Origin of the sequence: Streptomyces swartbergensis, assembly GCF_002148965.1 — a bacterium.
Taxonomy (GTDB): domain Bacteria; phylum Actinomycetota; class Actinomycetes; order Streptomycetales; family Streptomycetaceae; genus Streptomyces; species Streptomyces swartbergensis.
On record NZ_NGFN01000019.1, the window covers coordinates 34,642 to 46,653 of the forward strand.

11 protein-coding genes are annotated in these 12,012 nt (G+C 70.3%); 1 reads left to right on the forward strand and 10 read right to left on the reverse strand.

The window, feature by feature from the left end; all coding sequences use genetic code 11:
• Positions 1-62: 62 nt before the first annotated feature.
• From carB to pyrR, 6 genes are all read right to left on the reverse strand, one after another.
• The gene (carB, locus tag CA983_RS05550) at positions 63-3,371 is read right to left on the reverse strand and encodes a carbamoyl-phosphate synthase large subunit (protein WP_086599759.1); all 3,309 of its coding nucleotides are present in this window, start codon (positions 3,369-3,371) and stop codon (positions 63-65) included.
• Positions 3,364-4,506, reverse strand: coding sequence for a glutamine-hydrolyzing carbamoyl-phosphate synthase small subunit (gene carA, locus CA983_RS05555; RefSeq protein ID WP_086599760.1), 1,143 nt, complete (start codon positions 4,504-4,506; stop codon positions 3,364-3,366). Before carA ends, carB begins: the two co-directional genes overlap by 8 nt.
• Positions 4,503-5,072, reverse strand: a complete 570-nt coding sequence (locus CA983_RS05560) for a PH-like domain-containing protein (RefSeq protein ID WP_086599761.1) — start codon at positions 5,070-5,072, stop codon at positions 4,503-4,505. The genes carA and CA983_RS05560 overlap by 4 nt, the downstream gene beginning before the upstream one ends.
• On the reverse strand, positions 5,069-6,355 hold the full coding sequence (locus CA983_RS05565) for a dihydroorotase (RefSeq protein ID WP_086599762.1): 1,287 nt from the start codon (positions 6,353-6,355) through the stop codon (positions 5,069-5,071). Before CA983_RS05565 ends, CA983_RS05560 begins: the two co-directional genes overlap by 4 nt.
• 5 nt (positions 6,356-6,360) lie before the next feature.
• Positions 6,361-7,338, reverse strand: coding sequence for an aspartate carbamoyltransferase catalytic subunit (locus CA983_RS05570; RefSeq protein ID WP_086599763.1), 978 nt, complete (start codon positions 7,336-7,338; stop codon positions 6,361-6,363).
• A 102-nt stretch (positions 7,339-7,440) separates the two neighbouring features.
• A complete protein-coding gene (gene pyrR / locus CA983_RS05575) occupies positions 7,441-8,007 on the reverse strand; it encodes a bifunctional pyr operon transcriptional regulator/uracil phosphoribosyltransferase PyrR (protein ID WP_086599764.1) in 567 nt (188 codons plus the stop codon).
• Between the two features lie 266 nt (positions 8,008-8,273).
• On the opposite strand from pyrR, the gene bldD reads away from it, so the two are divergent.
• The gene (bldD, locus tag CA983_RS05580) at positions 8,274-8,777 is read left to right on the forward strand and encodes a transcriptional regulator BldD (RefSeq protein WP_018570201.1); all 504 of its coding nucleotides are present in this window, start codon (positions 8,274-8,276) and stop codon (positions 8,775-8,777) included.
• 161 nt (positions 8,778-8,938) lie between these two features.
• On the opposite strand, the gene nusB is transcribed toward bldD, so the two are convergent.
• The 4 genes from nusB to CA983_RS05600 all read right to left on the reverse strand — a co-directional run.
• Positions 8,939-9,373 (reverse strand): transcription antitermination factor NusB, encoded by a 435-nt coding sequence (gene nusB, locus CA983_RS05585; protein ID WP_086599765.1) that lies wholly within the window; start codon positions 9,371-9,373, stop codon positions 8,939-8,941.
• A gap of 2 nt (positions 9,374-9,375) precedes the next feature.
• On the reverse strand, positions 9,376-9,942 hold the full coding sequence (gene efp / locus CA983_RS05590; protein WP_010046444.1) for an elongation factor P: 567 nt from the start codon (positions 9,940-9,942) through the stop codon (positions 9,376-9,378).
• Between the two features lie 49 nt (positions 9,943-9,991).
• Positions 9,992-11,101 (reverse strand): aminopeptidase P family protein, encoded by a 1,110-nt coding sequence (locus CA983_RS05595; protein ID WP_086599766.1) that lies wholly within the window; start codon positions 11,099-11,101, stop codon positions 9,992-9,994.
• Positions 11,102-11,345: 244 nt separating this feature from the next.
• A partial coding sequence (locus CA983_RS05600; protein WP_244206653.1) for an AAA family ATPase occupies positions 11,346-12,012 on the reverse strand: 667 nt, incomplete at its 5' end.

Below are 12,012 nucleotides of genomic sequence, written 5' to 3' on the forward strand. Positions count from 1 at the left end.
ACGAAGACATGGGCGTCCTCACGAAGAGGGGGACACCGTTTCCGGTGTCCCCCTCGGGGCTGCTAGTCGCGGGCCGCGGTCAGGTGTTCCGCGTGTTCCTGGAGCGATCGGACGCTCACCTCGCCGCGGTTGAGGGCGTCGATGCCCTGGACCGCCGCCGCGAGCGCCTGGACCGTCGTCAGGCAGGGCACGGAGCGTGCCACGGCCGCCGTACGGATGTCGTAGCCGTCGAGGCGGCCGCCGGTGCCGTACGGGGTGTTGACGATGAGGTCGACCTCGCCGTCGTGGATGAGCTGGACGATGGTCTTCTCGCCGTTCGGGCCGGTGCCCTCGGACTGCTTGCGCACGATCGTGGCGTTGATGCCGTTGCGCTTGAGGACCTCGGCCGTGCCGGACGTGGCGAGCAGTTCGAAGCCGTGGGCGACCAGCTCGCGGGCCGGGAAGATCATCGAGCGCTTGTCGCGGTTGGCGACCGAGATGAAGGCGCGGCCCTTGGTGGGCAGCGGGCCGTAGGCGCCCGCCTGCGACTTGGCGTACGCCGTGCCGAAGACGGAGTCGATGCCCATGACCTCGCCGGTGGAGCGCATCTCCGGGCCGAGGACCGTGTCGACGCCGCGGCCGTGGATGTCGCGGAAGCGCGACCACGGCATGACGGCCTCCTTGACGGAGATCGGCGCGTCGAACGGCAGCTCGCCGCCGTCGCCACTGGCAGGCAGCAGGCCCTCGGCGCGCAGCTCGGCGATCGTGGCGCCCAGCGAGATGCGGGCGGCGGCCTTGGCCAGCGGCACGGCGGTCGCCTTCGAGGTGAAGGGGACGGTCCGGGAGGCGCGCGGGTTGGCCTCCAGGACGTAGAGGATGTCGCCCGCGAGCGCGAACTGGATGTTGATCAGGCCGCGCACGCCGACGCCCTTCGCGATGCCCTCCGTGGAGGCACGCAGGCGCTTGATGTCGAAGCCGCCGAGCGTGATCGGGGGCAGGGCGCACGCCGAGTCGCCGGAGTGGATGCCGGCCTCCTCGATGTGCTCCATGACGCCGCCGAGGTAGAGCTCCTCGCCGTCGTAGAGGGCGTCGACGTCGATCTCGATCGCGTCGTCGAGGAACCGGTCGACCAGGACCGGCCGCGAGGGGCTGATCTCGGTCGACTCCGCGATGTAGGACTCCAGCCGGGTCTCGTCGTAGACGATCTCCATGCCGCGCCCGCCCAGGACGTACGAGGGACGCACCAGGACCGGGTAGCCGATCTCGTCGGCGATGGCCTTGGCGCCGGCGAAGGTGGTGGCGGTGCCGTGCTTGGGAGCCGGAAGGCCCGCCTCGGCGAGGACGCGGCCGAAGGCGCCCCGGTCCTCGGCGGCGTGGATGGCCTCCGGGGAGGTGCCGACGATCGGCACGCCGTTGTCCTTCAGCGCCTGCGACAGGCCCAGCGGGGTCTGGCCGCCGAGCTGGACGATGACGCCCGCGACCGGTCCGGCCTGCCGCTCGGCGTGCACGATCTCCAGCACGTCCTCGAGCGTCAGCGGCTCGAAGTACAGGCGGTCGGAGGTGTCGTAGTCCGTGGAGACGGTCTCCGGGTTGCAGTTGACCATCACGGTCTCGTAGCCCGCGTCGCTCAGCGCGAAGGAGGCGTGGACGCAGGAGTAGTCGAACTCGATGCCCTGGCCGATGCGGTTCGGGCCGGAGCCCAGGATGATGACGGCCGGCTTCTCGCGGGAGGCGACCTCGGTCTCCTCGTCGTAGGACGAGTAGAAGTACGGCGTCTTCGCGGCGAACTCGGCGGCGCAGGTGTCGACCGTCTTGTAGACCGGGCGGATGCCCAGCGCGTGCCGGACCTCGCGGACGACGTCCTCGCGCAGGCCGCGGATCTCGCCGATCTGCTGGTCGGAGAAGCCGTGCCGCTTGGCCTCGGCGAGCAGATCGGGGGTCAGCTCGGGGGCCTCGGCCAGCTCGTCCGCGATCTCCTTGATCAGGAAGAGCTGGTCGACGAACCAGGGGTCGATCTTCGTGTACGCGAAGACCTCCTCGGGCGTGGCGCCCGCGCGGATGGCCTGCATGACGGTGTTGATCCGGCCGTCGGTGGGACGGACCGCCTGCTCCAGGAGCCGGGACTTGTCGCCGGGCTCGCCGACGAACGTGAACTGGCTGCCCTTCTTCTCCAGCGAGCGCAGGGCCTTCTGGAAGGCCTCGGTGAAGTTGCGGCCGATGGCCATGGCCTCGCCGACCGACTTCATCGTGGTGGTGAGGGTGGAGTCCGCGCTCGGGAACTTCTCGAAGGCGAAGCGGGGGGCCTTCACGACCACGTAGTCGAGCGTCGGCTCGAAGGAGGCGGGGGTCTCCTGCGTGATGTCGTTCGGGATCTCGTCCAGCGTGTAGCCGACGGCGAGCTTGGCGGCGATCTTGGCGATCGGGAAGCCGGTCGCCTTGGAGGCGAGCGCCGAGGAGCGGGACACGCGCGGGTTCATCTCGATGACGATGACCCGGCCGTCCTCGGGGTTCACGGCGAACTGGATGTTGCAGCCGCCGGTGTCGACACCGACCTCGCGGATGACGGCGATGCCGATGTCGCGAAGGGTCTGGTACTCGCGGTCGGTCAGCGTCATCGCGGGGGCGACGGTGATGGAGTCGCCGGTGTGCACGCCCATGGGGTCGAAGTTCTCGATGGAGCAGACGACCACGACGTTGTCGTGCTTGTCGCGCATCAGCTCCAGCTCGTACTCCTTCCAGCCGAGGATGGACTCCTCCAGGAGCACCTCGGTGGTCGGCGAGAGGGTGAGGCCCTGACCGGCGATGCGGCGCAGCTCCTCCTCGTCGTGCGCGAAGCCGGAGCCGGCGCCGCCCATGGTGAAGGAGGGGCGGACGACGACGGGGTAGCCGCCGAGTTCCTCGACGCCCTTGAGGACGTCGTCCATGGAGTGGCAGATGTAGGACCGCGCGGACTCGCCGTGGCCGATCTTCTTGCGGACCTCCTCCACGACCTCCTTGAACTGGTCGCGGTCCTCGCCCTTGTGGATCGCCTCGACGTTGGCGCCGATCAGCTCGACGCCGTACTTGTCCAGGACGCCGTTCTCGTGCAGCGAGATCGCGGTGTTGAGGGCCGTCTGGCCGCCCAGGGTGGGCAGCAGCGCGTCCGGGCGCTCCTTGGCGATGATCTTCTCGACGAACTCGGGGGTGATCGGCTCGACGTACGTGGCGTCGGCGATCTCCGGGTCGGTCATGATCGTCGCCGGGTTGGAGTTCACCAGGACGACCCTGAGGCCCTCGGCCTTCAGGACGCGGCACGCCTGGGTGCCGGAGTAGTCGAACTCGGCGGCCTGGCCGATGACGATCGGGCCGGAGCCGATGACCAGGACGGACTGGATATCGGTGCGCTTAGGCACGCTGGCCCTCCATCAGGGATACGAAGCGGTCGAACAGGTAGGCGGCGTCGTGCGGGCCGGCTGCCGCTTCGGGGTGGTACTGGACGCTGAAGGCGGGGCGGTCGAGGAGCTGGAGCCCCTCCACCACGTTGTCGTTCAGGCAGACGTGGGACACCTCGGCGCGGCCGAACGGGGTCTCGGAGACCTGGTCGAGCGGGGCGTCGACGGCGAAGCCGTGGTTGTGCGCGGTGACCTCGACCTTGCCGGTCGTACGGTCCTGCACCGGCTGGTTGATGCCGCGGTGGCCGTACTTCAGCTTGTAGGTGCCGAAGCCGAGCGCGCGGCCCAGGATCTGGTTGCCGAAGCAGATGCCGAACAGCGGGGTGCCGCGCTCCAGGACGCCCTGCATGACGGAGACGGGGTGGTCGGCGGTGGCCGGGTCGCCCGGGCCGTTGGAGAAGAACACGCCGTCCGGGTTCACCGCGTAGACGTCCTCGACGGTCGCGGTCGCCGGGAGCACGTGCACCTCGATGCCGCGCTCGGCCATGCGGTGCGGGGTCATGCCCTTGATGCCGAGGTCGACGGCGGCGACGGTGAACTTCTTCTCTCCGATCGCGGGGACGACGTACGGCTCGGTGGTGGCGACCTCGGCGGAGAGGTTCGCGCCCTTCATCTGCGGGGCGTCCTGGACGCGGGCCAGCAGCGCGGCGTCGTCCTTGATCGTGTCACCGCTGAAGATGCCGACGCGCATCGCGCCGCGCTCGCGCAGGTGGCGGGTGAGGGCGCGGGTGTCGATGCCGGAGATGCCGACGACGCCCTGCGCGGCCAGTTCCTCGTCCAGCGAGCGCCTGGAGCGCCAGTTGGACGGCACGCGCGCGGGGTCGCGCACGACGTAGCCGGAGACCCAGATCCTCTTGGACTCCATGTCCTCGTCGTTGACGCCGGTGTTGCCGACGTGCGGTGCGGTCATCACCACGACCTGGCGGTGGTACGACGGGTCGGTGAGGGTCTCCTGGTAGCCGGTCATGCCGGTGGAGAACACCGCTTCGCCGAAGGTCTCCCCCACGGCCCCGTAAGCACGGCCGCGGAAGACCCGGCCGTCCTCCAGGACGAGTACGGCGGGAGTTTTGGCGGCTCCCCTGGTGGAGGTGGTCATCGTTCGGCGCCTTCCCTGCTGTTCGTTTCGATCATGGAGTTGATGGCCTCGACCCACTCGTTGTGTTCGGCCGCGTGGTCGGAGCGGAAGCCGGAGTCGATCAGCTTGTCGCCGTGCTCCCAGGTGACGACGAGCAGGCCACCCTCGGTGAGCACCTTGCCGGCGATTCCCTTGTCGAGCCGGGCCTCGCGGAGCTGTGCGGCCGGGACGAAGAAGTCGCTCGCCCCGGGGCGTACGACGTCCAGTCCCGCGTCCGTGAGAGTCAGCTCGGCGCGGCTGCGGGTGCCCAGGCCGTGCGCGACGATGCGGTCCAGCCACTGTCCGGCGGTGGTGGAGCCGTGGTAGCGGCCGCTCATGGTCAGGAGCGCCTGGCCCGTCTCCTCCGGGGTCGTGGGCAGCTCGGGCAGGTCGCCCTGGAGCGTGCCGCGCCACTTCCAGCCCTCGCGCATCAGCCAGTAGACGAGCGCGACGAACAGGGTGAGGCCGACGACCCAGCCGATGCGGGCGGCCCAGTCGGTCACTTGCGCCGATTCCTTCTCGGCGGCCAGCAGGAGTACAGGTGTCACGTGAGCTTCCCGTCGACGAGCGTGGCCTTGCCCCGCAGCCACGTGTGCGTCACACGGCCCGGCAGCTCACGACCCTCGTAGGGGGTGTTGCGGCTGCGCGAGGCGAAGCCCGCGGGGTCCACAGGGCCACGGTATGCCGTGTCGACGAGGGTGAGGTTGGCGGGCTCACCTGCCGAGACGGGACGGCCGTGCCCCTTGGCCTGTCCGATCTGCGCGGGCTTGAAGGACATACGGTCGGCGACGCCGGCCCAGTCCAGCAGGCCCGTGTCGACCATGGTCTCCTGCACCACTGACAACGCGGTCTCCAGGCCGACCATGCCCATGGCGGCCGCGGCCCACTCGCAGTCCTTGTCCTCGTGCGGGTGCGGGGCGTGGTCGGTGGCGACGATGTCGATCGTGCCGTCGGCGAGCGCCTCACGCAGCGCCATCACATCGCGCTCGGTGCGCAGCGGCGGGTTCACCTTGAAGACGGGGTTGTACGTGCGGACCAGCTCGTCGGTGAGGAGCAGGTGGTGCGGGGTGACCTCGGCGGTGACGGCGATGCCGCGGGACTTGGCCCAGCGGACGATCTCGACGGACCCGGCGGTCGACAGGTGGCAGATGTGGACGCGGGAGCCGACGTGGTCGGCGAGCAGGACATCCCTGGCGATGATCGATTCTTCGGCCACCGCGGGCCAGCCCCCGAGCCCCAGCTGGGCGGAGACGACGCCCTCGTTCATCTCGGCGCCCTCCGTCAGCCTCGGCTCCTGCGCGTGCTGCGCGACGACACCGCCGAAGGCCTTCACGTACTCCAGGGCCCGGCGCATGATCACGGCGTCGTGGACGCACTTGCCGTCGTCGGAGAAGACGGTGACCCCGGCGGCCGACTCGTGCATGGCGCCCAGCTCGGCGAGCTTGCGGCCCTCCAGGCCGACGGTGACGGCACCGATCGGCTGGACGTCGCAGTAGCCGTGCTCCTTGCCGAGCCGCCAGACCTGCTCGACGACACCGGCGGTGTCGGCGACGGGGAAGGTGTTGGCCATGGCGAACACGGTGGTGTAGCCGCCGGAGGCCGCAGCCCGCGTACCGGTGAGGACGGTCTCGGAGTCCTCGCGGCCGGGCTCGCGCAGATGCGTGTGCAGGTCGACCAGGCCCGGCAGCAGCACCTTGCCCTCGGCCTCCACGACCTCGGCGCCCTCGGCGGACAGCCCGGCCCCCACCTCGGCGATCGTCCCGCCGTCGATCAGCACGTCCTGCGGCTCGCCGCCGAGCACCTTCGCACCACGGATCAGGATCTTGCTCATCTGTCTTACTTCTCCTCGGTACGGGTCTGGGTGACGGCGGGTTCGTTTCCGCCCAGCAGCAGGTACAGGACGGCCATCCGGATGGAGACTCCGTTCGCGACCTGCTCGACGACGGTGCAGCGGTCGGAGTCGGCGACCTCGGCGGTGATCTCCATGCCGCGGACCATCGGGCCGGGGTGCATCACGACGGCGTGCTCGGGCATCCGCGCCATGCGGTCGCCGTCGAGGCCGTAGCGCCGGGAGTACTCGCGCTCGGTCGGGAAGAAGGCGGCGTTCATGCGCTCGCGCTGGACGCGCAGCATCATCACCGCGTCGGACTTGGGCAGCGTGCTGTCGAGGTCGTACGACACCTCGCAGGGCCAGCTCTCGATGCCGACGGGCATCAGGGTCGGCGGGGCGACGAGGGTGACCTCGGCGCCGAGGGTGTGCAGCAGGTCGACGTTGGAGCGGGCGACCCTGCTGTGCAGGACGTCGCCGACGATGGTGATGCGCTTGCCTTCGAGATCCTGGCCGATCCCGGCGTCCGGGCCGATCAGGCGGCGGCGCATGGTGAAGGCGTCCAGCAGGGCCTGGGTGGGGTGCTGGTGGGTGCCGTCGCCGGCGTTGACGACGGCCGCGTCGATCCAGCCGGAGTTCGCCAGCCGGTACGGGGCGCCCGAGGCGCCGTGCCGGATGACCACGGCGTCGACGCCCATGGCCTCCAGGGTCTGGGCGGTGTCCTTCAGGGACTCGCCCTTGGACACGCTCGAACCCTTGGCGGAGAAGTTGATGACGTCCGCGGACAGCCGCTTCTCGGCGGCCTCGAAGGAGATCCGGGTCCGGGTGGAGTCCTCGAAGAACAGGTTGACGATCGTGCGGCCGCGCAGGGTCGGCAGCTTCTTGATCGGCCGGTCGGCGACCCGGGCCATCTCCTCGGCGGTGTCGAGGATCAGGACGGCGTCGTCGCGGGTGAGGTCGGCGGCCGAGATGAGATGACGCTGCATCTGTCAGGCTCCGTAAGGCAGTTCAAACGGGAGATTCGGGGCAGACGGGCGCGCGAGAGCGCGCACTGAGCCGGCGCACGACAGCGGCGTACGCCTGAAGCGCTACTGGGCGGCCGGCTTGGCGCCGAGCAGCACGGTGTCGCGACCGTCCTCCTCGGCGAGCTGGACCTTGACCGTCTCCCGCAACGACGTGGGGAGGTTCTTGCCGACGTAGTCGGCGCGGATGGGCAGTTCGCGGTGACCGCGGTCGACGAGGACCGCGAGCTGCACCGCGCGGGGGCGCCCGATGTCGTTCAGGGCGTCGAGGGCGGCGCGGATGGTGCGGCCGGAGAAGAGGACGTCGTCGACGAGGACGACCAGCCTGCCGTCGATGCCGTCACCGGGGATCTCCGTGCGGGCCAGCGCACGCGGCGGGTGCATGCGCAGGTCGTCGCGGTACATGGTGATGTCGAGCGAGCCGCACGGAACCTTGCGCTCGGTGATCTGCTCGAGCTTGTCGGCGATCCGCCGGGCGAGGAAGACGCCCCGGGTCGGAATGCCGAGGAGGACCACGTCGTCGGCGCCTTTCGCGCGTTCGACGATCTCGTGGGCGATACGGGTCAGTACCCGTGCGATGTCGGGCCCTTCGAGCACGGGCCGGGCATCGGACTGCGAGTCGTGCGTGTCCATACGAAACGGACCTCCTTCTCCGCCTCACGGGACGGACCTTAAAGGACGTCGGGATTGCGCCATCCACGGTAGCAGGCCCCCGCTGTCGCCCGGACGGCCCCCTCGGATCACCCACTCGGCCTAACAGAGTGCCGATACCACGGAAGAGTCGGTGCGGACCATTCGGCTTGACGCGGCAGAGTAACGCTGCGTAACCTCACAGTGAGTTACCAGCCGCGCGGCCTGGCACCCACGCCAGACGCGTCGACACAGTGCCGGGGAGCTATATGTCCAGCGAATACGCCAAACAGCTCGGGGCCAAGCTCCGGGCGATCCGCACCCAGCAGGGCCTTTCCCTCCACGGTGTCGAGGAGAAGTCCCAGGGACGCTGGAAGGCGGTCGTGGTCGGTTCGTACGAGCGCGGCGACCGCGCCGTGACCGTGCAGCGCCTTGCCGAGCTGGCGGATTTCTACGGCGTTCCGGTACAGGAGCTGCTCCCGGGCACCACCCCGGGCGGCGCCGCCGAGCCGCCGCCGAAGCTGGTCCTGGACCTGGAGCGGCTGGCCACGGTGCCGGCCGAGAAGGCGGGCCCTCTTCAGCGCTATGCGGCCACGATCCAGTCGCAGCGCGGTGACTACAACGGCAAGGTGCTCTCGATCCGCCAGGACGACCTGCGCACACTCGCCGTCATCTACGACCAGTCGCCCTCGGTCCTCACCGAGCAGCTGATCAGCTGGGGCGTCCTGGACGCGGACGCGCGCCGGGCTGTGGCGAGCCACGAGGAGGCCTGACCGCTTCGGGGGGACAGCAGAAACGTGCCGCCGGGGTGGCCGAAACCGTATGGTTTCGGCCACCCCGGCGGCGTTCTGAGGGCCTGGCAGCCCTCGACGGTACGGGAACGCCGGAGGGCCCGCGGCAGTCACGCTGCGGGCCCTCCGGCGTTCCGTCTGTCTCAGACCTCGTCGCGGCGGAGCGAGGGCTTGAGCTCCTTGAGCCGTCCGAGCAGGCCGTTCACGAACGAGGGCGACTCGTCCGTGGAGAATTCCTTCGCCATCTGCACCATCTCGTCGAGGACGACGGCGTCCGGGGTCTCGTCGACCCAGATCAGCTCATAGGCACCGAGCCGCAGGATGTTGCGGTCGACGACCGGCATCCTGTCGAGCGTCCAGCCGACCGAGTACTGGGCGAGCAGCTCGTCGATGCGCTTCGCGTGCTGCGCGTAGCCCTCGACCAGCTCCATCGTGTACTCGCTCACCGGCGGCTGCCGGGTGTCGGCCCGGGAGAGCCGGACCCAGTCGGCGAGGACGGTCAGGACCTCGGCGCCGCGCTGGTCGCCCTCGAAGAGGATCTGGAAGGCGCGCTTGCGGGCCGTGTTGCGGGCAGCCACGGTTAGCTGTTCACCCGGCCGAGGTAGTCGCTGGTGCGGGTGTCGACCTTGATCTTCTCACCGGTGGTGATGAAGAGCGGGACCTGGATCTGGTGACCGGTCTCCAGCGTGGCGGGCTTGGTGCCGCCCGTGGAGCGGTCGCCCTGGACGCCCGGCTCGGTCTCCTGGACGGTCAGCTCGACGGCGGCGGGCAGCTCGACGAAGAGCACCTCGCCCTCGTGCTGGGCGACCGTGGCCGTGAAGCCCTCGACGAGGAAGTTGGCGGCGTCGCCGACGGCCTTGCGGTCGACCATGAGCTGGTCGTAGGTCTCCATGTCCATGAAGACGAAGTACTCGCCGTCCATGTAGGAGAACTGCATGTCGCGCTTGTCGACGGTGGCCGTTTCGACCTTGACGCCGGCGTTGAAGGTCTTGTCGACGACCTTGCCGGAGAGCACGTTCTTGAGCTTGGTGCGCACGAAGGCCGGGCCCTTGCCGGGCTTGACGTGCTGGAACTCGACGACGGACCAGAGCTGGCCGCCTTCGAGCTTGAGCACCATGCCGTTCTTGAGGTCGTTCGTGGAAGCCACGGTTGCGGAATCTCCTGGACTGACGTACGACCCCGGGGCACGCACCTGCCTACAGGGCGAGCAGCTCCTTGGTCGTGATGGTGAGTAGCTCGGGTCCGCCATCCGCCTCGGGGCGGACGACGAGCGTGTCATCGATCCGGACACCGCCCCGTCCCGGGAGGTGGACCCCAGGTTCGACGGTGACCGGCACGCAAGCGTCCAGTTTACCCATGGCCGCGGGACTCAATTGAGGGTCCTCGTCGATTTCGAGCCCCACCCCGTGTCCGGTCAGGGCCGTGAGGCCCTCCGTGTACCCCGCGGAGTCGAGCACCTGGCGGGCTGCGCGGTCGACGTCCCGGCAGGCGGCGCCGGGTACCAGGCTCTCACGTCCGGCCCGCTGCGCCGCGAAGACCAGGTCGTACAGCTCGATCTGCCAGTCCGCGGGAGCGGTGCCGATGACGAACGTGCGGCCGATCTCGCAGCGGTAGCCGCGGTACGTCGCGCCGAGGCAGACGGAGAGGAAGTCACCTTCCTCGACGCGACGGTCGGTGGGCCGGTGCCCGGGCCGTCCGGCGTTCGGCCCCGTGGCGACGGAGGTGGGGAAGGCCGGGCCGTCCGCTCCGTGATCCACGAGGCGCCTTTCGAGCTCCAGGGCGAGATGGCGCTCGGTCCGCCCGACGAGGATGGACTCCAGCAGTTCGCCGAGGGCCTGGTCGGTGATCTCGGCGCCGATGCGGAGACAGGAGATCTCCTCCTCGTCCTTGACGACCCTGAGCTGCTCGACCGCGCCGCCGAGGCTGGCCAGGCGCAGCCCGGGGGCGACCGAGCCGAGGGCGCGGTGCCGGGCCACGGTGAGGTGGTGCTCCTCCACGGCGAGGGAGTCGGCACCCTGGCCCGCCGCGAGACCGGCGGCCGCGACGGCCGGGTCGCCCCCGCCGACACCGGGCAGGGTCTGTACGCGCAGGGCCTCGTCGGGACGCTCCTGCGTGGGGCGGTCGGCCGTCGGGCCGGCGCACACGAGGAGGTCCTCGGTCTTGCCCAGCAAGAGAACGGCGCCGTGCGGGGCGGCGCCCGCGAGATAGCGCACATTGGCGGGGCGGGAGACCAGCGCCGCCGCGCTGCCGCCCGCGTTGCAGTATTCCCTCAGACGCGTCCGGCGGGCCGCGTACACCTCTGACATGACCCGAGCCTACGAGCGACGGGGGGATGCCGCCGGTCGGGAGGGCCGAGTGGGGGTCGTCTGCGACGGATGGGCGGTTCGCCTGCGCGCCGGTGGCCTTGGCTGCGGGCAATCGTGCCGCTAAGGGCGGCACCCGTCCCAAAGAAGCGGCACCCCGCTCCGCCGGGCTGCGCAACGCCCCGGCCTCAGCACCAACGCCCCAGCGCACTGAAAACGCCGGGTTACCGCACCGCCCCCACGCCGACTACCACTGCGGCGGACTCGCAATCGACCTGGCCAGCACATCGTCCAGCACCCGCGCCGTCTCCGGCACATCCATCTGCGAGTTGTCGATGATCGGCAGACCGGACCCGTACCACCCGGCCATCCGCCCATGGATCCGGGCGACCTCCTCGTCCGTCAGCCGCCGATTGCCCGTGCGCTCCGCGTTGCGTTCGAGGACGATGTCCAGCCCGGGAAGGAGGACGACCGGCAGCAGGCCCGGCCCGACGTGCCGCTTCCAGCCGCCGAGGCCGACGACGGGCCGGTCGGGAAAGACCGCGTCGTCGAGGATGCAGGAGATGCCGTTGGCCAGGAAGTTCCGCGCGGCGAATCCGCAGGTGCGGCGGGCGAGGCGGTACTGCGCCTCGGAGTGGTCGTTCCACCCGGACTGGGGGTCGGCGAAGCCCGAGCGGACCCACTCGCGTACGTCGTCGAGGCTGATGTGGGCCGTCGGGACCCGGCGATGGTCCGCCCAGTACTTGGCGACGCTGGTCTTCCCGGCGCCCGCGGGCCCGATGAGCAGCACGGCGAGCGTCGTACCGGCCGGGTCGGGGACCGCCGCCGCGGGCGGCGCGCTGGGCATGGCGACCGGACCGCCGGGCGGCAGCGGCACATGGCCGGTGGTGTCCGGCGCCGGAGGAGCCGAGGCC